The organism is Metabacillus sp. RB-C-LZQ-3-1 (assembly GCF_058315175.1).
Genome location: NZ_JBZFLI010000003.1, coordinates 366146 through 386947 on the forward strand (window position 1 = coordinate 366146; position 20802 = coordinate 386947).

At 37.8% G+C, this 20802-nt stretch carries 16 protein-coding genes; 13 read left to right on the top strand and 3 right to left on the bottom strand.

All coding sequences use genetic code 11. The features are described 5' to 3' along the window. Window positions 1–128: 128 nt before the first annotated feature. A complete protein-coding gene (locus tag AC4GZ8_RS07115) occupies window positions 129–2318 on the top strand; it encodes an alpha-galactosidase (RefSeq protein WP_491081120.1) in 2190 nt (729 codons plus the stop codon). A gap of 195 nt (window positions 2319–2513) precedes the next feature. On the opposite strand, the gene AC4GZ8_RS07120 is transcribed toward AC4GZ8_RS07115, so the two are convergent. Beyond that, window positions 2514–2891: a VOC family protein gene (locus tag AC4GZ8_RS07120; protein ID WP_491081121.1), complete on the bottom strand. Its 378-nt coding sequence runs from the start codon at window positions 2889–2891 to the stop codon at window positions 2514–2516. Between the two features lie 310 nt (window positions 2892–3201). Here AC4GZ8_RS07120 and AC4GZ8_RS07125 point away from each other — a divergent pair, with 310 nt between their 5' ends. From AC4GZ8_RS07125 to uraH, 3 genes are read left to right on the top strand one after another with little or no spacing between them, the layout of a single operon-like run. Continuing rightward, entirely contained in the window at window positions 3202–4512 is a 1311-nt protein-coding gene (locus AC4GZ8_RS07125; protein ID WP_491081122.1) for a nucleobase:cation symporter-2 family protein, read from the top strand. 27 nt (window positions 4513–4539) lie between these two features. Beyond that, window positions 4540–6021: a factor-independent urate hydroxylase gene (gene pucL, locus AC4GZ8_RS07130; protein ID WP_491081123.1), complete on the top strand. Its 1482-nt coding sequence runs from the start codon at window positions 4540–4542 to the stop codon at window positions 6019–6021. Window positions 6022–6034: 13 nt separating this feature from the next. Then, on the top strand, window positions 6035–6388 hold the full coding sequence (gene uraH, locus AC4GZ8_RS07135) for a hydroxyisourate hydrolase (protein WP_491081124.1): 354 nt from the start codon (window positions 6035–6037) through the stop codon (window positions 6386–6388). A 181-nt stretch (window positions 6389–6569) separates the two neighbouring features. Here uraH and AC4GZ8_RS07140 read toward each other — a convergent pair whose 3' ends face one another. Next, window positions 6570–7733, bottom strand: a complete 1164-nt coding sequence (locus AC4GZ8_RS07140) for an iron-containing alcohol dehydrogenase (RefSeq protein WP_491081125.1) — start codon at window positions 7731–7733, stop codon at window positions 6570–6572. 121 nt (window positions 7734–7854) lie between these two features. After that, complete coding sequence (locus tag AC4GZ8_RS07145) at window positions 7855–9474, bottom strand: PucR family transcriptional regulator (protein ID WP_491081126.1); 1620 nt, start codon at window positions 9472–9474, stop codon at window positions 7855–7857. Between the two features lie 203 nt (window positions 9475–9677). Here AC4GZ8_RS07145 and allC point away from each other — a divergent pair, with 203 nt between their 5' ends. The 9 genes from allC to ggt all read left to right on the top strand — a co-directional run bounded on the left by allC (window position 9678) and on the right by ggt (window position 20626). Beyond that, a complete protein-coding gene (gene allC, locus AC4GZ8_RS07150; protein ID WP_491081127.1) occupies window positions 9678–10925 on the top strand; it encodes an allantoate deiminase in 1248 nt (415 codons plus the stop codon). A gap of 54 nt (window positions 10926–10979) precedes the next feature. Beyond that, window positions 10980–12179, top strand: a complete 1200-nt coding sequence (locus AC4GZ8_RS07155) for a pyridoxal-phosphate-dependent aminotransferase family protein (protein WP_491081209.1) — start codon at window positions 10980–10982, stop codon at window positions 12177–12179. A 113-nt stretch (window positions 12180–12292) separates the two neighbouring features. Further along, a complete protein-coding gene (locus AC4GZ8_RS07160; protein ID WP_491081128.1) occupies window positions 12293–13483 on the top strand; it encodes an amidase in 1191 nt (396 codons plus the stop codon). Beyond that, window positions 13464–14324: a fumarylacetoacetate hydrolase family protein gene (locus tag AC4GZ8_RS07165; protein ID WP_491081129.1), complete on the top strand. Its 861-nt coding sequence runs from the start codon at window positions 13464–13466 to the stop codon at window positions 14322–14324. The genes AC4GZ8_RS07160 and AC4GZ8_RS07165 overlap by 20 nt, the downstream gene beginning before the upstream one ends. A gap of 269 nt (window positions 14325–14593) precedes the next feature. Continuing rightward, window positions 14594–15967, top strand: coding sequence for an NCS1 family transporter (locus tag AC4GZ8_RS07170; protein WP_491081130.1), 1374 nt, complete (start codon window positions 14594–14596; stop codon window positions 15965–15967). A 121-nt stretch (window positions 15968–16088) separates the two neighbouring features. Continuing rightward, a complete protein-coding gene (locus tag AC4GZ8_RS07175) occupies window positions 16089–16523 on the top strand; it encodes a hypothetical protein (RefSeq protein ID WP_491081131.1) in 435 nt (144 codons plus the stop codon). Between the two features lie 50 nt (window positions 16524–16573). Beyond that, window positions 16574–17530 carry a YfcC family protein gene (locus AC4GZ8_RS07180; protein WP_491081132.1) on the top strand — a complete coding sequence of 319 codons (957 nt, stop codon included), beginning with the start codon at window positions 16574–16576 and terminating at the stop codon, window positions 17528–17530. A 34-nt stretch (window positions 17531–17564) separates the two neighbouring features. After that, complete coding sequence (locus tag AC4GZ8_RS07185; protein ID WP_491081134.1) at window positions 17565–18944, top strand: allantoinase; 1380 nt, start codon at window positions 17565–17567, stop codon at window positions 18942–18944. A gap of 101 nt (window positions 18945–19045) precedes the next feature. Further along, on the top strand, window positions 19046–20626 hold the full coding sequence (gene ggt, locus AC4GZ8_RS07190) for a gamma-glutamyltransferase (protein ID WP_491081135.1): 1581 nt from the start codon (window positions 19046–19048) through the stop codon (window positions 20624–20626). Window positions 20627–20802: the final 176 nt, after the last annotated feature.

Here is a 20802-nt window from a genome sequence, read left to right on the forward strand (position 1 = left end):
ATTAAAAAAAAATCAAAAAAACACTTGAATGAAAGCGTATTATTAGATATTTTTAAAGTGAAAGTTTAGTAAAGAATAAGTAAATAACAAGATAGATTTTACCTTGTTATCAATGGGGAGGAAAATAAGTGGGCATACAATTTAATGAAGAAAGCAAGGTTTTTCATTTACAAGCTAAAGATACAAGTTATGTAATGCAAATTATACGAGATGGGTATTTATCACATCTTTACTGGGGGAAGAAAGTAAAAAACTATCATCATTCGAATGATCTTCAGTACTTAGATCGTGCGTTTTCAGGAAATCCAGATCCGTCTGATCGTACTTTTTCTTTAGATACACTGCCGCAGGAATACCCGGCTTATGGGAATACAGATTTTCGAACACCAGCCTATCAGCTGCAGTTCCGAAACGGTTCAACTATTAGTGATATGAGATATAAATCACATAAAATTTTTAAGGGAAAGCCTGCATTACAGGGGTTGCCTGCAACATATGTGGAAGATGAGCAAGAGGCGGAAACACTGGAAATTACTCTTGAGGATACTGTTGCTAATGTTGAAATTTTACTGAGCTATTCAGTTTTTGAAAAGAAAAATGTGATAACGAGAACTGCGAGAATCATTAATAATAGTTCAGATTCTGTTGATGTTTTAAGAGCGTTAAGTGTGAATGTTGATATCCGAGATGCGGATTTTGAACTGCTCCATCTTTCAGGAGCTTGGGGCAATGAACGGCTAATCGAACGAACTCCTCTAAGGCGGGGTATTCAGTCTGTTGGTAGTGCAAGGGGAGCGAGTAGTCATCAGCATAATCCATTCCTTGCCTTAGTAAGGAAAAATACAACAGAAGACAATGGAGAGGTTTTTTCTTTTAATCTAGTGTATAGTGGAAACTTCCTTGCAAATACGGAAGTTGATCAATTCAAAAATACGAGAGTTTCATTAGGGATCAACCCATTTGATTTTAAATGGCTGCTTCAACCAGGCGATTCATTTCAATGCCCTGAAGCGGTTATGGTGTATTCGAATCAAGGTTTAGGAGATATGTCGAGAACGTACCATGATTTATATCGTACGCGATTATGTCGTGGAGAGTTTAAGGATAAAGAACGCCCAATTCTGGTAAATAACTGGGAAGCGACGTATTTTGATTTTACAGCAGATAAAATTGAAGAGATTGCTAAAGTTGGGCAAGAATTAGGAATTGAACTATTCGTGTTAGATGATGGCTGGTTTGGTAAGAGGGATGATGATACAACATCATTAGGAGATTGGTTTGTAGATCGAAATAAACTTCCTGATGGTCTAGATTCTTTAGCAAAAAATGTAGAAAAGCTAGATATGCAATTTGGATTATGGGTTGAGCCTGAAATGATTTCTGTTAATAGTGATTTATACCGAGAACATCCTGATTGGTGTTTACATGTACCGAATCGAAGACGCTCAGAAAGTAGAAATCAGTTAATTCTTGATTTTTCACGTGATGAAGTCTGTGATGCAATTATAAAAATGGTGTCAGATGTATTATCAACGGTTCCGGTTTCTTATGTGAAATGGGATATGAACCGTCATATGACGGAAATTGGCTCAGCTGTCTTACCTCCAGAGCGTCAAAGAGAAACGGCACATCGTTATATGCTAGGTTTATATAAAGTGATGGAAAAAATAACAACAGATTTTCCTCATATCCTGTTTGAAAGCTGCTCAGGCGGGGGTGGAAGATTTGATCCGGGAATTTTGTATTATATGCCCCAAACATGGACAAGTGATAATACTGATGCGATTTCCAGGCTGAAGATCCAATATGGAACAAGTCTTGTCTATCCGATTAGTTCAATGGGTGCTCATGTATCAGATGTTCCTAACCACCAGGTTCATCGTACAACATCACTGGATATACGCGGTGATGTAGCGATGGCTGGAAACTTCGGGTATGAGCTTGATTTAACGAAAATGAGTGAAGAAGACAAAGAAATAGTCAAAAAACAAGTTGCGACATATAAAGGAATTAGACGTCTTGTTCAGTATGGTGATTTCTATCGATTAGTAAGTCCTTTTGAAGGGAATGAAACAGCGTGGTTATTTGTAAATGATGAAAAAACTGAATCAGTCGTGTTCTATTATCGAATACTGGCTGAAGCAAATGGACCGTTGAGTGTGCTGAAACTAAAAGGTCTTGATCGTGATAAAAACTATCAATTATTAGGGACTGGCAAGGTATATGGGGGCGATGAATTAGAATATGTCGGGTTAAGTATACCAGCTAATTTAAATGGTGATTTTAAAAGTTGTATGTGGAGATTAAAAGAGATCTAATCAAAACAAAAACGATGATGACAGGTAAATGTCATCATCGTTTTTGTTTTGGTCTAGGAAGTGCAAGTGCAGTCTCGGAGATTGACGTCGCAACTTTAGACTGCCAGCGCCTAGCTCCTCTAGGGTTTAGCGGCAAATTGCGTCTTATTTGTCCGAGGCTGTTCAAGGTGATTGCGCTTTTGTTCTTTATAGATATTATTTTTCCAACACTGCGAAATAATTTTCTTCATTATCCGCAAAGTTAAATACTCGGCCATTTGGCATATCTACCATTTCGCCTACCGTAATCCCGTTATTAGACAGCTTGCTGTGCAATTCATCGAGATTGTTTGAGAAAAATAATAATGAGGGTGTTCCGAGATTTAGTTCTGGCTCCATTTTAGCGATGAACTCCTTGTTATGGAGTATGATGCTAGTTTCTGCTTTTTGTGTTGGAGCAATTTCAATCCATCTCATTCCTTGACCATTATCTTCCTCGTCAACTACATGAAAGCCTACTTTTTCTGTCCAAAACTTAACTGCATCATCCTGATTGTGAACATAAAGCATGATTTGACCTACTTTGGTAATCAAAACGATCACTCCATCTCAATGAATTAATAGGTATGTATTTTCTAGTCAGTTAATTAAATTATACGATTCATTTCTTGTGAAAGTAAACTGCTACAACAATTTATGGTTCAAAAAACGACTTATGGATAAAAATTGCTTAGTTTTTTAAATGTAAATTCCCTATTTTCTAGAAATTTAGATAAATAACACAATAGATACGACGATTTTTTCCAAATCCTACAATGACATTTAAAGAGAAAACTTCTATCATGTTAATTAATATAACATTATATGTTAAAAAAACTAACAAATAAGTCTTAGGGGGAGTAGTATGGAGAGTAAAAATGGTGGACTGAAGATTTTCTCATTAGGACTACAACATGTTTTGGCTATGTATGCTGGTGCGATCTTGGTTCCGCTAATTGTTGGGAGAGCATTGAATTTAACATCAGAGCAATTGGCTTACTTAGTTGCAATAGATCTCCTAACGTGTGGAATAGCAACACTTTTACAAGCGTGGAAAACAAAATACTTCGGAATAGGGTTGCCAGTAGTACTAGGAAGTTCATTTGTTGCGGTAACACCTATGATTGCGATTGGCAGTCAATATGGTGTCTCAACTATTTATGGAGCTATTATTGCCGGGGGATTATTTGTCCTTGTTTTCGCTTCATTTTTTGGAAAGATCATAAAACTCTTCCCTCCGGTTGTAACTGGTTCAGTTGTGACGATTATTGGTTTATCCTTAGTGCCGACCGGAATTCGTAATATGGCGGGAGGATCTGGGAGTGAAGATTTCGGCAGTGCAACAAATTTGCTCCTGTCATTTGGGGTGCTGATAGCTATTTTATTCATGAATAGGTATTTTAAAGGGTTTGCCCAAGCTTTATCAGTGTTAATCGGTATAATAGCAGGTACAATTGCAGCAACGATTATGGGGAAAGTTGACTTTTCGGATGTTGCGGAGGCCTCGTGGCTTCATTTACCAGAGTTATTTTATTTTGGGGTTCCGTCTTTTGAAATCGGCCCAATCATAACGATGATCATTGTTTGTCTTGTTATCATGATTGAATCAACAGGTGTGTTTTTTGCTTTAAGCAAGATCTGTGATCAAGAGTTAAAGGAAAAGGACTTTGTTAGAGGGTATCGAGCGGAAGGATTGGCGATTGTGTTAGGTGGTTTGTTTAATGCTTTTCCTTACAATACCTTCGCTCAAAATGTAGGGCTTGTTCAGCTTTCAAAAGTAAAAACAAAAAATGTCGTTGTTGCAGCAGGGTTTATTTTAGTGGCATTAGGACTTGTTCCGAAAATTGCCGCTTTTACAACCATAATTCCACCAGCTGTATTAGGTGGTGCTACGGTTGTGATGTTTGGTATGGTTATTTCTTCCGGAATTAAAATGCTTGGGTCTGTGGATTTTGGTGATCAACAAAATTTGTTGGTTATTGCTTGTTCAATATCATTAGGCTTAGGTGCCACTGTTGTTCCTGATCTTTTCGCAGGCTTACCGCAGTCACTTAGAATCATAGTGAGTGATGGGATTATTACAGGAAGTCTAACAGCGATTTTATTAAATTTATTTTTTATGATTCGTACAAAAGAGAAACCTACTTCAATAGAAGGGGATCAGTCTGTTGCATAAAAAGTTCTATAGAAAAGGGGAAAAGTATTGGTCACATTAGATGAATTGAACAAAGTTAGTCATGATAAGTTTGTTGAATTGCTGAAAGATATATTTGAGCATTCTCCTTGGGTTCCTGATAAAGCGTGGACATATAGACCGTTTAACTCTTTAACAGATCTTCATGAAAAAATGGTGTTAATTGTGAAGGAAGCAACCTATGAAGAAAAACTCGCGTTAATTCAAGCTCATCCTAACTTAGGGACACGTCTTGAAATGAGCGGTGCATCTGAGCAGGAGCAGGCTGGAGCAGGGTTGAATCAACTAACAACTGAGGAATTTGTACAATTTTCCGCATTGAATAAACAGTATATGGAAAAGTTTGGTTTTCCGTTTATTATGGCTGTAAAAGGTCAAACAAAAACAATAATCTATGAATCTATGCAACAGAGAATGAACCATAGTGAATCAGAAGAATTTGAAACGGCGTTAAATGAAATTGAAAAGATTGCTTACTTTCGTTTAAAAGATCTAATTAAAATAAGGGGTGCTCATATGTCAAAACAACGAACTGTATCATATGGTAAAGGTAATGTTTTTGCCTATCGAACATTTCTAGCTCCATTGGAAGGGATAAAACAAATTCCTGAATCGGATTTTACAGGTAAAAGTAATACTGTATTTGGAGTCAATGTGAAAATGGAAGTGGGAGGTCAAAAGCTATTGCCTTCATTTACAGAAGGAGATAATAGTCTAGTCGTTGCGACAGATTCTATGAAAAACTTTGTGCAGAGACATTTAGGGAGCTATGACGGATCGACAATTGAAGGGTTTCTCCAATATGTTGCCGAAGAGTTTTTGAAAAAGTATGATCATATTGACACCATTAAGTTAATTGGCGAAGAGGTTCCTTTTGAACTAACTAAAACAGCCTCTGCCAATGGATTAACACAAAGTGATCTTGTGTTTAAGCATTCGCGAAATGAAAAAGCGGTAGCGACAATTGAACTGGTTCGCGATGGTGAGACTATTGATATAGTACATCAAAGTAGTGGTGTTCTAGATTTGCAGTTGATTAAAGTTCGAGGGAATTCATTTGTTGGTTTTATTCGCGATGAATATACAACTCTGCCAGAAGATAGTAATCGACCGCTCTTTATCTATTTAAATATTGGGTGGGAATATGAAAATATTGAAGATTCGGCAGGCTCTGCTCCACATAGCTATGTATGTGCAGAACAGGTTCGAGATATTGCTACATCTGTATTCCATGAGCTCGAAACACCTTCGATACAATATTTAATCTATCTTATTGGTTGCCGGGTTCTGGAAAGATTCCCGCAGCTTCGAGAAGTGAGTTTTCAATCACAAAACCATACGTGGGATCCTGTTGTAGAGGAAATACCAAACTCAGAAGGTAAGGTATATACTGAACCTCGTCCACCTTATGGTTTTCAACATTTTGCAGTTACAAAAGAAGATCTCGAAACTAGCAAAAAACTTTCCGAAACGATGAAAATTTCTAAATAAGGATTTGATCGATATGGCGGGTCTTACAACACATATATTGGATTTAATGCATGGTATCCCTGCAGCTAATGTTCTTGTGCAGTTGTCTAGACTAGAGGAATCTGGAACTACTGTTATAAGATCAGCTAAAACGAATCAGGATGGTCGGATACATGAGCCGCTTCTTTCGGAACAAGAGATGCACATTGGAGAATATGAGTTATTGTTTTATATAGGGGATTATTTCCGCGGAAAAGATGTCTCCTTGCCAGAGCCTGCATTTTTGGATAAAGTATCCATTCGTTTTGGAATTGCCGAAGAGGGTGCTCACTATCATGTTCCATTATTAGTATCACCCTGGGGTTATCAGGTTTATAGAGGAAGCTAAATAGTTGTTCATGATGATTTGCAAAAATATTTGTGAATTTGCAAAATTAATATGATTTTCGCAAAAATATTGGGAAATTCGCAAAAATCCAGCCAGGTTTGCAAGATTATCTAGTAAACTTGCAAAAATGAATGTACATGAAAAAAGCCTCCACCTAATTTTTATTGGTGGAGGCTACGTTTTATCTAGCGAGCTTCAATATTTCTAAAACATCTTTTTCGTACAATTTAACAAAGTTGCCTAATGGACCTCTTTCGGTTCCTTTTTTGGCCATTTCTTCAAAATGTTCTTCTCCAATTTCTACTTCTTGTAAGCGAATGGGCATACCGATAGAATGGAAGAACTCTTCTGTTTTTTTGATCCCGGCTAAAGCGGTTTTTTCTAAATTGTTTAAGTTGATTTCAACATCCCACACACGATTAGCGAATTGTGCAAATCGATTAACATCATGTTTGTAGACGTACTTCATCCATGCTGGGAATACGATGGCTAGACCAGCGCCATGGGCAATATCGTAGATGCCGCTAATTTCATGCTCAATGTCATGGCTTCCCCAATCACCTTCTCTGCCTGTTCCGAGTAGATCATTATGTGCGATTGTACCAGACCACATAATTTCTGCTCTTGCGTCATAGTTTGTTGGATCTTCTAACACAGTATGTGCATTATTGATAATTGTCCGTAAAGCACCTTCACTGAGGCGATCGGTTAATTCTACGTTCTTTTCATTTGTGAAATATCTTTCTAAAATATGTGCAATCATATCTGTAACACCACATGCTGTTTGGTATGGCGGTAATGTGTATGTAAGAACAGGATTTAATATGGCAAACTGTGGACGCATGGATGGATGTCCTGTTGCGCGTTTATATAGTCCGTCTTCATTTGTGATTACAGTTCCATTACTTGATTCACTTCCAGCTGCAGGAATTGTTAGCACGACACCGATTGGTAAGCACTCCTGTACTGTACTTTTTCCATCAAAAAAGTCCCATACATCACCTTCGTATTTAGCTCCAGCCGCGATTGCTTTGGCAGAATCGATGACACTTCCTCCGCCAACAGCTAAAATAAATTCGATATTATGTTCTTTGCAGATTGAAACACCTTCTCTTACAAGATTAACTCTTGGGTTTGGCTGTACACCGCCGAGCTCAAAAATTTCAATATTTTGTTCTGTTAAGGATTGAACAACTCTTTCGTAAAGACCGCTTGATTTAATGCTGCCCCCTCCATAATGTAAAAGAAGCTTTTTGCCATATTGGCTTGATTCTTGTCCGACTAATTGCTCTTTATCTCTACCGAAAATTAATTTAGTTGCATTTTGAAATGTAAAATCTCTCATAATATCCCTCCTATATATTGATAGTAACGTTTTTGTTAATTGTAGGCAACGCTTTCATGCTGACTGAAAAAATAAAAGAAACAAAGCTTAACGAACTCGTAGCTTTATTTCTTATGCAAGTTCACTGACCTTGAATTAATGCTTTAATACGAAATGCTAGCCGGAGTCTCAGTGTTTCATCAGGTTCTTTTAGACTTCTTCCGATAATCTCCTCACATTTTTCTAGGCGGTAAATGACTGTGTTACGATGAACATACAAACGTTTTGCGGTTTCGGAAAGCTGGCAATGAGTTTCAAGATACACAGATAATGTGTGCAACAAGACTTGGTGGTCTTTTTTTGTTTCATCAGTAAATGACTGAAATGTATCATCATAGAATTTCTTTAATTGCTCGTAAGGGATCATCCTGAGGATTTCTGGAACTTTTTTTGGTTGATATAGTTCAATAAACTGTTTTTTGCCTGACATATTACCATGATAAAGAGCATCTTTTGCTTCTTTATAGGACACTGTCACATGTGTGAGCTCCTCGGCGTACATGCTTATCCCGAACGAAAGGTTCTTTTTGAGGCGTGCTGAAATTTTCATTTGAATCCTTTTTAATAGTGTTAAAAAAGGCTGTTCAATTTCCTTCCATCCACCTCTAAGTTCTAATAATAGGATAAATGTTTGATCCATTGTGAAAAGGTGGATTTTTTCCTGGCTATATTGAAGTTCGAATTCAATCGTGTCGTAGATAGACTCTGTTTCTGTTTGATATTGCATAAATGATTGTTTTTTATCTTCCTCACTAATCTCACCAACTGCACAAATATACCGTTGATCATCTTTAAGTCCAAATTCTTTTCCGCGACTGATAATTTCATCTGAGGTTGAAAATGTGCCATTAATGAAGTTGGAGAAAAACTCATTTTGAATACGTCTTGTATGTTGCTTTAATGCATTTTCCTTCATTAATTCAAATGCAATTACATTTGTTGCTTGTTTAATCGTTAAAATCGTTGCTCGATCTGAAATGGGGATTAATCCTAAAATACAAAGATAGTGATATTGTTTGTGTGTATATACAGGGAATAAAGTCACGGTATGTTGTTTCTCATCTAACAAAGTAAAGGTCGTTAAAGATGATGCTGATAGGTGAAAAGAAAATCCATTATATAAAAGTGTCTCTAAATGTAAAAATAAAGGATAAGTACGATTTGAAAAGGTCATTGGCATTAAATGATCATTTAATAGATAAACAGGTAATTGTGTTAAGTTTGAGACGTTGTCAATGATCTTTTGAATTCCCTGCCCGCTCATTATTTGATCTGTAAACTGCTGATGAGTTTCCATCGCCTGATGTAGCTCGTTTGTTCGAATATCAAGGATATGACTTAATGACTTATTAACAATATCACCTAATGACGTCTCAACAGGAAGTTCTAGTAAAGGTAAATGAAGTTTATTTGCTAGGTTAATAGCTTCTTCGGGTATTTCTTGCAAAAATCGTTTTGTTTTGATTCCTAATCCGGAACAATGTTGTTTTTCCATTGCTTCTATTAGTGTGAGTAATGAGCTGAGATCGTCTTTAAAATGAAAAGCAGTGGTAACGAGTAATTCGTCTTGTTTTAAAAAGTGAATAATATCAGGAGCGTCCATCATATTTACAGTGTTCACTTCGCGATTTGAACCTTGTGCCCCGGCGACCAATGTAGTTCCGGAAAAAATAGGTAAGTTCATTAATTCACTTAGTTTCATGTTTCGTCATCCTTTGTTAGAAAATTTACGTATCTAGCATTAAGCTACATTTAATTTTAGTTAAAATGACTAAAGAATTTATCTATTCTTCTACATTTATGTACATGATTTTAAGATACGATTGTTTTAAAATAGAAACATATTACTTTATATGTCAATAAATATAACATTAAATGATAGAAAAAAGAATAGGGGGGATTGAATTGGTTGAAAATGAAGAAAAATCATCTGCCTTATTCGAGCACATTGAAGAAATGGTCGAGTGGTTAGCTTGTTTTGGTAGAAGTGAACGTAATGGTGTTACGAGATTGCTATATTCAAAAGAATGGCAGGAAGCTCAACAAAGTATTAAGAGGTATATGAAGGATATTGGCCTGCAAACGTATTATGATGATGTAGGGAATTTATTTGGCAGGCTCCCTGGTACAGAAGAGGATGCGAAAGCAATTCTCACGGGTTCGCATATCGATACAGTAAGAGATGGCGGGAAGTATGACGGTGCTTATGGGATCATTGCTGGGATTATTGCTCTTCAGTATCTTTATGAGCATTTTGGATCTCCGAAGAAAACGATTGAAGTGGTATCTCTTTGTGAGGAAGAGGGAAGTCGTTTTCCATTAACATACTGGGGTTCGAGTAATATTACGGGTACGAAAAAACTGGAAGACGTCATAAATGTGAAAGATTCACAGGGTGTAAGCTTTGTTAAAGCAATGAATGAAGCCGGGTTTGGTCAAGGTAACCACTGCAAACCGAAGAGAAATGATCTTGAGTGTTTTATTGAAATGCATATTGAGCAAGGGATCGTCTTAGAAAAAGAATCCAAATCCATTGGTGTTGTCAGTCACATTGTTGGTCAGCGGAGGTACACGATCACAGTCGATGGTGAGAGTAATCATGCTGGGACAACTCCGATGGCGTGGCGAAAGGATGCGATGTATGCAGCAGCCAAGATGATTCAAGTTCTCATCGAAAAAGGCAAAGAAGTGTCACCTGATCTCGTTGTCACAGTAGGGCAAATCAATTTAGAGCCTAATATCTCGAATGTTATCCCGCGGAAGGCAATTTTTAGTCTTGATATACGACATAGTGATGAGGAAGTATTGAACTATTTTTGTCAGGAAATCTTCCGAGAGCTTGAATTAATTGCGAGTAAGCTGCAAACAAGCTTAACAATCAATAATTGGATGAATGAAAAACCTGTGAAAATGTGTGAAAACTTAAATGAATTATCGGAAGTTATTTTAGAAAAAGAGAATATACCATATAAAAAAATGACAAGTGGTGCTGGTCATGATTCTCAGGTTTTTGGTCAATATATACCAACTTTACTATTGTTTGTACCTAGTAAAAATGGAATCAGCCACTCGCCATTGGAGTTTACAAGAACAGAAGATTTAGAGAAAGGTATTCAAACGTTGATAAAAGTATTATATAAATTAGCGTATTAGGAGGGAGAAAAGGTGACAGCTTATCAAGAAATAAATGCCCCGTTACGAACAATTATGACGCCAGGACCTGTTGAGGTTGATCCAAGGGTGCTGCGTGCGATGAGTACGCCGATCCTTGGGCAGTTCGATCCGGCTTTTACAGAAATGATGAATGAAACAATGGAAATGCTTCGAGAGGTTTTTCAAACGAAAAACAAATGGGCATTTCCGATTGATGGAACATCAAGATCTGGCATTGAAGCGGTATTAAGTAGTGTGATCGAGCCTGGAGATAAAGTACTTATTCCGATATTCGGGAGGTTTGGACATCTGCTTACTGAAATTGCTGAGCGAAATGGAGCTGAAATTCATACAATTCATTGTGAGTGGGGAGAGGTTTTTAATCAGCAAGAAATGATTAGTGAAATAAAAAGAGTAAAACCTAAGGTTCTCGCCATTGTCCATGGAGAAACATCTACTGGATGTATGCAGCCCCTCGATCAAATCGGTCCTGCTTGTCGTGAATTAGATGTCCTGTGTATCGTCGATGCTGTTGCGACAATCGGAGGTACGGATGTGAAGGTAGATGAATGGCAGCTTGATGCTGTGATCGGCGGTACTCAAAAATGCTTATCTGTTCCTTCCGGTATGGCTCCTATTACGTATAATGAGCGGATTGAACAGATACTTTTATCTCGAAAAAAAGTGGAAAAAGGTATTGCGACAGATGAGGATCGTCTTGGTGCAGGTCAGCCAATTAGAAGTAATTATTTTGATTTAAGTCAGCTGCAGGATTATTGGGGACCGAGAAGATTGAATCATCATACAGAAGCAACCTCAATGTTGTATGCGCTGCGAGAAGGTGTGCGAATTGTCCTGCAAGAAGGTTTGCAAGCGCGTTTTCGTCGTCATCAGCTTCATGAAAAAGCACTAGTGGAAGGTATTAAGGCGATGGGATTAGAACTGTTTAATGATGCAGACTGGAAGCTTCCGATGGTAACATGTATTAAAATACCAAATGGGGTGGATGGTGAGTCTGTTAGAAAAATGCTTCTCGAACAATTTGGGATTGAAATTGCGAGTTCATTTGGACCTTTGCATGGGAAGATTTGGCGAATTGGAACAATGGGATATAGTTGCCGAAAAGAAAATGTGTTATTTGTTTTGTCAGCCTTAGAAGGTGTTTTATTCCGCCATGGAGCACAGTTGAAACTCGGTGAAGGGCTGCAAGCTGCACTTGATGTATACGAATCTGTTCATGTCATGACAAAATAGCCCCGAAATAGCGGGGTTTTTATTTTACTATCAGGAAGTAAGGTTTTCGTAATTTGTGCTTGGCAACAATCCGGTTTTTTCTTAATTATTTCAGAGTTGGAGGAGGATGGTTGATGCATCATCACTTAAATGCATTTGTTGAGGAAGAGATTTCATTTGAACCAACAGGGTCTGGTTTATTAGATGGTACAGTGTTTGCTGTAAAGGATGTATTTTCAATTGAAGGATATAAAAGTGGAGCTGGGAACCCTGATTGGCTTAACACTCATGAAAAATCATTTCGTCATGCTCCTGTTATTGAAAGACTGCTTAGTCAGGGGGCAAAATTGAAAGGGACAACACATACAGATGAAATCATGTATAGCTTAAATGGGGAGAATGCTCATTATGGAACACCCGTTAATCCAAAAGCTCCTGACCGCATACCAGGTGGATCTTCGAGTGGATCAGCGGTTGTTGTATCCGCTGGAATAACAGACTTTGCTTTAGGTACGGATACAGGTGGTTCTGTAAGGATTCCATCATCCTATTGTGGGATTTACGGGTTTCGTCCAACACATGGTGTTGTTTCGATTGAGGGGGTAATCCCGCTTGCAAAGAGTTTTGATACAGTTGGATGGATGACGAAAAATCCGGAGTTATTATACCGAATTGGAAAGGTTTTGATTGATGACCAAGAAAAAAGGGGTCCATTTAAACAAGTGTTTTTTAGTGTTGATGCATGGGAACTTCTAGATGAGCGATGTAAAGAAGAATTACTAAGTGCAGCTTCTGTGATCAAAGAAATTTCTCAGCGGGAATGGGTTGTGTTATCAGAGAAAGGTTTGGATAAATGGTCAAGTGCATTTCGTATTTTGCAAGGATTAGAAATTTGGGAGGAACATGGCGAATGGATACAAAAAGAAAATCCTTCCTTTGGTCCAGGAATTACTGAAAGGTTTCAGTGGACGAGTACATTGAAGCGTCATGAAAGCTCAAAGCAAGAGAATTTACTAGCGGAGGTCCGAAAATCCATAACAACCCTTCTGGGGGATAATGGAATACTTGTGATCCCGACTGCGCCTGGACCAGCTCCTCTTTTGCATTTGCGAGGTGAAAAAGCCGAGCAGTATCGTGCTAAAACGATGCAACTCTCCTGTATAGCCGGTCTGGCAGGAGTTCCGCAAGTCACACTCCCTCTTGCTGAAGTAGATGGTTTGCCGATAGGATTATCGTTTATCGCGAATCATCATCAAGATCTTAAATTATTGAATTGGGTAAATGAGATTTTGGGAGGAAAAGGGAATGAAGCTAACAACCGTTAAATCAGGCGGTAAGGAATTAGCGGCTATTTTAATTGATCAAAAAATAATATTAATAAAAGATGTAAATAAGGCTGTTGGTGAAAATTGGAGTGAAGATCTTTTTTCAATTCTTCAGAATGATCAAATAGCTCAAATCAATAGCTGGTATAAGCAAGAAGGAAATAAAGGAATAAAAGAGATAAACCAAATGGCGTTAGAAAATGTATCATTTGCTCCGCTTTACCGTCACCCGGATAAAATTTGGGGAGTTGGGATGAACTATATAGAAAAGGCGGTCGAATTATCTGGTAAACTACCTGAAGAGGAACCGGTTATTTTTATGAAGCCAAACAGTAGTTTAATAGGTCCAGAAGACGTGATAACATTACCTTCGCAATCAACAAAAGTTACAGCGGAAGCTGAGCTTGCTATTATCATTGGGAAAGCATGTAAGAATGTACAGGAAGTTGATGTTCCTGATGTGATTGCTGGATTTACCACTTCGTTAGATATAACCGCGAAGGATATCCATGCGAAAAATCCTCGTTTTTTACAGAGATCGAAAAGCTTTGATACATTTTTTAGTTTTGGCCCTTATCTTACAACATTAGATGAGGTGAAGGATGTGAAGCGGATTTCTGTAGAGACAGTTCTAAATGGTGAGGTTCATCATCGTAATGTTGTGTTGAATATGATGTATCAACCTTGGTGGATCGTTTCGTTTTTCTCGCAAATTATGACACTACACCCAGGTGACGTTATTATGACAGGGACTCCGGGATCAGTGGTGATACGTGATGGGGATGTAGTAGATTGTACGATTGAAGGTTTAGGGGAATTGAGAAATTCTGTTAGTTCATAAAAATGGAGAAAAGAGCGGTTTGTTCAATAATTTGGACACTGCTCTTTTTTTATGCTGTAAAAGGAAGTTGAGAATTCTATGTAAGGTTTTTTATCAACAAGTTGAGTGTGAAATTAATAAAATTAGTTAAATTGTACAAAAGAAAATGAAAAATATAACAATTCTTCTAATGATTTATAAGAGTCTCTCTATTAAACTATATGTATGTTATGTTTATTGACAATTAATGTTATGTAATCTAGGGAAAAGTTTATAGTAAAGGAGACACTATGGAGAATAATTACGATTTAAAACCAATCTTAAGTGAAAAAAATAGAATTCTTGGTCCAAAAGCTTATGTTGCAATGTGGTGGGGAGACGCGGTAATGGTTGGATCCTTTATGTTAGGTTCAAGTTTGATTCCACCTTTCGGAAAACTCAATTTAACACAAGCTTTTCTTGCATTAATCATGGCTAACATTTTAGCTGCATTATTATTTGCATTAAATGGAAGAGTTGGATGGAAGCATGGGATTCCAATGGTCGTTCAACTTAGATCCTCATTCGGACCGATGGGCTCAAAAATTCCTGCATTAATGCGTGCAGTGCCTGCTTTGTTCTGGTATGGAGTCCAGAGCTGGCTTGGGGCACAGGCTCTAAATCAAATTTTTATGGATATCATTGGGTTCAGTAATGTGTGGGTATGGTTTTTTGCTTTTCAAGCTTTACAAATCTATTTATCGGCAAAAGGTATTAAATCGATTAAGTGGATTGAAGTTGTAGGTTCCATTGTCATCATGTTAGGTGTTGTTTATTTAATTTTCTTATTTTTATCTACGTTTGGTTTTGAAGTAAGTCAAACAGCGAATATTGATGGATCTTGGGGTATACCTTTTTGGCTTGCGATGGCTGTATTGATTGGGCAATTCTCCGCTTTACTCTTGAATGTGTCAGATTATACACGTTATTTTCCCCGAAAAGCTTCAACGGGTACATTTATTGGGTCTCATATCGTCGGAATCGTTCCACCGATGATTTTGCTACCATTTGTCGGGATTCTTGGGGCCGCAGCAGTTGGAATTTGGAATCCAGTTGATATCATCTCTGGTCATATATCTAGCTTGTTTGCGAGTATTGTGATCTTATTATTTATCGCGATTGCTCAAATTACAACAAATCTAGTCGCCAATATTATGCCGCCGGTTCTTGTGGCGATGGATATTTTTAAAATTTCATGGGAAAAGGCATGTATAATTGTCGGAATATTAGGAGTTTTCACTTGTCCATGGTGGATTATGACTGATTCGACGTTTTTAACATTTATTTCAATTGTTTCCGCATTTTTAGGTCCTATCTTTGCGGTAATGGTTGCGGATTTCTATTTCGTACACAGAGGAAATTATCATGTGGCAAAGCTTTATGAAGTGAAAAGTTTATTTTCAACATTCAAAGGCTGGAACCCAGCAGCAATCATTGCAATATTGATTGGTACTTGCTTTTCATTTATTAATGTCGACCTCTCTTGGTTGTTAGGGATTATTCCTGCAGCACTTGTGTATACAATTCTGATGAAAGTATGGATTATGAAGCATGATGCTTATGTAAGAGGAGGATTAGAACAAAGCTTTAAAGAAGACGCTGGTATTGAGGATCAAGCAGTATAAGGTTTAAAAAAGATGGTTTTCTAAATTATTAGAGGACCCAATTGTAGTCAAGCTATTTGTAGACTTTCATCTATGGGTAGGGATTGTACCAGAATTTAACATATACATGAAGGAGGATAAAATGTCTGTAGAGGGTAGTTCGAAGATCAATTTAAATCATCATCCAAAGTTAAAAAACAAGGTGATTATGCCTCATATTTATGTCATTTTATTTATTTTTATTGTATTGGCATCTGTTGCCACATATTTAATTCCAGCAGGTGTTTATGAGAGAGTTCCAGGACCTGAGGATAGGACGACAATTGATCCAAATTCCTATCATGCTGTTGAACAGTCACCTATTGGGATAGTTGATTTTATGACAGCCATACCAAGAGGCTTAGTAGCAGCTGGGGAAGTCGTCTTTTTTACATTTATCATTGGCGGTTTATTTGCAGTCATAAAAAAAACAGGTCTAATTGAGATCGGGGTAGATAAGCTTACAAGGAGATTTTCAACCAAAAGCGTTATGGTTATTCCTGTATTAGTAGTATTATTTGCGACGTATGTAGTTTAATAGGAACTCAGGAATTAAGTTTAGTTTATGTTCCGGTCATTCTCCCGTTAATGATCGCTTTGGGTTATGATTCAATGGTTGCTGTGGCTATTGCTTTGGTAGCCACCACAGCTGGATTTACAACTGGTTTTCTTAATCCGATAAACACAGGACTGGGTCAAAAATTGTCTGGTTTACCTGTTTTCTCTGGTCTAGAACTAAGGATTGCAGCTTTTATTGTTTTTGTCCTTATCGGTGTAGTTTATATTATTCGGTATGCTCAAAAAGTTAAGAAAAACCCAATGGACAGTCTTGTATATGTAGAAGATTCTAAAAAGAGATCACAATACCATTTAGCATCAACATCCATAGAATATAAGGCTACATCAAGGCAAAAACTCGCCTCTGCTCTCCTTTTTGTCTTTTTTGGCTTATTGGTTTACGGAGTGCTTGCTCAAGGTTGGTTTATGTTAGAGATGGCAGGCATGTTCATTGTTATGGGAATTATAGTTGGAAGCATATCTGGATTAACGTTGTCTGAGCTTTGTGAAGGGTTTAATGAAGGATTTCGTGAAGTGTTAGTTGGAGCATTCATTGTAGGTGTTGCCAGAGCAGTTGCTGTAGTGATGGAAGATGGGTTAGTAATGGATACTATTGTTAATAGTCTTGGTATGTTTGTAGGAGAATTCCCGGCAGTTTTTAGTGCTATCGGTATGTTTATTGTGCAAATGTTATTCAATTTCTTAGTACCTTCCGGGAGTGGGCAAGCTTTAGTGACGATGCCGATTATGGCTCCATTGTCAGATTTAATTGGGGTTACAAGACAAACTGCTGTATTAGCCTACCAATTTGGAGATGGTATTGGTAATATTTTGTACCCTACCTCTGGATATTTCATGGCAACACTTGCTTTAGCGGGAGTTTCATGGCAAAAATGGGTACGATTCTACCTGCCGTTGTTTTCAATATGGTTTATTGTCGCAATAATTTTCTTAATATTCGCTCAAGTAATTCAGTGGAATGGATGATTCTATATAAAAAATTTTAAAGGGAGTTGTTCTTATGGAAAAAATGGACCTAATAATCAAAAACGGAAATGTTGTTCTACCCGCTGGTTCAGAACAACTTGATATAGGAATTAAAGATGGACTCATTCAAATTCTTGGCAAGAATCTAATGAATAAAGCGGAAAAAATCTGGGATGCAACAAACCAATACGTTTTTCCCGGAATGATTGATGTTCATGTGCATTTTAGTGAGCCTGGCAGAGAGCATTGGGAAGGTTTTCACACAGGTTCACAGATGATGGCAGCAGGTGGATGTACAACTTATTTTGATATGCCGTTAAATGGAATTCCTTCCACAGTTACAGAGGAAGCTTTATTTGAAAAAGCAAAGCTAGGCTGTGAAAAGTCATTTGTAGATTTTAGCTTGTGGGGAGGACTTGTCCCGGGAAATGAAGGGGACCTGGAAGCTCTTGCTGAATCAGGAGCAATCGGATTTAAAGCGTTTCTTTCAACAACAGGGAATAAAGAATTTGAAGCAGTTGATGATATTACCTTACTAAATGGAATGAAGCAGATTGCCAAGCTAGGCAAGATCTTGGCCCTGCACTCTGAAAGTGCGGCGGTGACTAATTGGTTAAAGGTGCAAAAGGAAAAGGAAGGAAAGTTTACAGCTGATGACTATCTAGAGACGCGCCCAATTATGGCTGAGGTCGAGGCTGTACAGCGAGCTATCTACTACTCTGAGGTCACAGGCTGTCCTCTCCATTTTGTTCATATTAGCTCCGCAGAGGCCATTGAAATAATTGAACAAGCCAAAAGGAAGGGATTAAACATAACGGTTGAAACCTGTCCACATTATCTTTTATTTAATCACCAGCATTTAAGAGAACTAGGAACAGTAGCAAAGTGTGCACCCCCTCTTAGAGAAAAAGAAGAGCAAGAAAAATTAATGAATCTTTTAATCAATCAAAAATTCGATATGATTTCTTCTGATCATTCTCCATGTCCATATGAATTAAAAGATCCCAAGATCCATAACTTATTCCAGGCATGGGGAGGAATTAGCGGTGGTCAATTTACTTTATTATCAATGATTGAGCTTGCTGTAAAATACAAAATTCCATTTGAATTGGTGGCAAAATGGACAGCACAAGCTCCATCTGAGCGATTTGGACTTTCAGATCGAAAAGGGGCAATAACAGAGGGAAGAGACGCAGATCTTGCGATTGTTACATTAAATGAATCGTTTACGGTCACAGAAGAAAATTTTTATGCAAAGCATAAAGAAAGCCTCTATGTAGGTCATACGTTTCCATGTAAAATAACCGGGACTATTAATAGAGGGAATGTGGTTTATGAGAATGGGAGAGTGCTAGAAGTTGCTCCAGGTGGGGGCTGGGTGAAGCCGGTTGAGGTTGAAACAGCAAACATTTAAGTAAAAAATGTTTAGCAAAACCTTTGATAAATAAAAAGGTTTTGCTTTTTACTTTCGAGAATACTCTAGTTATATATTTAAATAGATTGGAGGAATAAAGAGTGAACAAAGCAATCGTAGGTTCAAAATCAATGGTCGTTAGTCCTCATTATTTAGCAAGCCAAGCGGGAAATTCAATTTTAGAAAGAGGGGGAAATGCATTTGATGCAGCTGTAGCGGTGAGTGCTTGTCTTGCAGTAGTGTATCCACATATGACCGGACTTGGAGGGGACTCATTTTTTCTTACATATAGCAGAAATGAACAAAAGGTTAGAGTCTATAACGGAAGTGGTCGATCCGGAATTAATTTGACACGGGAGTTGTATGGTGGGAAAGATTCGATCCCAATTCGGGGAATCGAAAGTGCCATTACGGTTCCTGGGATGGTGGATAGTTGGGATGCTGTTTTAAAAGAATATGGCAGATTAACATTAGAAGAAGTATTGCAACCTGCAATCGAGTATGCTGAAAATGGGTTTCCACTCTCACCTGATCAACATGAAAACACGATAAAGAGGGAGGAATTGTTAAAGGAAGATCGTGATACAGCACAAATATTTTTACCGAATCAGCAGATTCCTAAGGCATATCAACGTTTCATCCAATCCGATTTATCAAAAACATTAAAGCAGCTAGCCGAATACGGCAGAGATGATTTTTATAAAGGGAAGTTGGCGGAACGTATTGTTTCAAGCTTGAAAAACAAAGGCAGCCGCTTAACATTAGAGGATTTTGCTAACCATGAAGGAGAATGGATTGACCCAATTACGACAACCTACAGAGGCTATGATGTATACCAAGCGCCGCCAAATTCACAAGGGTTTGTTGGGTTAATGGCGTTAAATATTTTAGAAAATTTTGATTTTAACTCAGTTGAGCAAGGATCTTATCATTATTATCATTTACTAGTAGAAGCATTAAAAAGAAGTTTTCAGGATCGCAACAAACATCTAACAGATCCACAATTTTATGATATCCCATTAGAACGATTAATAAGCAAATCTTACGGAAAAAAGATGGCGGCAGAGCTTCGGTATGACAGTGTAAGGGATGTTGAAACCCATTCGGTTGGAAGTGATACAGCTCATGCAGCTGTTATTGATCAGGAAGGAAATGCTGTTTCATTTATCCAAAGCCTTTATTTTGAATTTGGTTCAGGTGTTGTTGCAGGGGATACGGGGATTGTGATGCAAAATCGAGGGTCCTTTTTCTCTTTAGATTCAACTCAAGCTAATTGTCTTGAACCGGGAAAAAGGTCATTTCATACGTTAATGCCTGCGATGGTGTTAAAAGAAGGAATGCCGCGAATCCTTTATGGAACACAAGGTGGAGAGGGTCAGCCTCAGACCCAAACAGCTATCCTTACAAGAATGATTGATTACGGCATGGATCCGCAATCTGCCATTAGCGCCCCAAGATTTGTATGGGGAAGAACTTGGGGAGAACAAACACAAGAGCTGAAAATAGAAGGCCGTGTGAGCATAGATGTTCTTGAGGAATTATCAAAAGCAGGTCATGTTGTTACTAAAGTCGATGATTTTGATGGAATTATGGGTCACGCAAACGCTATTCTGATCGATGACCAGGGCTTTGTTCACGGTGGTGTTGACCCAAGAAGTGATGGGGCAGCAGTTGGGAGGTAATGTGTTAAAGTTAGGGGATTTTGGCGAAAAATGACTAATCGAAAATAAATCCTGAAAATCGAAGATAAATCTCCATAATCGTTGATAAAATCCTAAAATCGAAGATATATCAGCATAATCGAAGATAAATTTTAAGCAAGCCGAAGAGGAGTGTGTTCTTGGAGTACTCCTTTTTT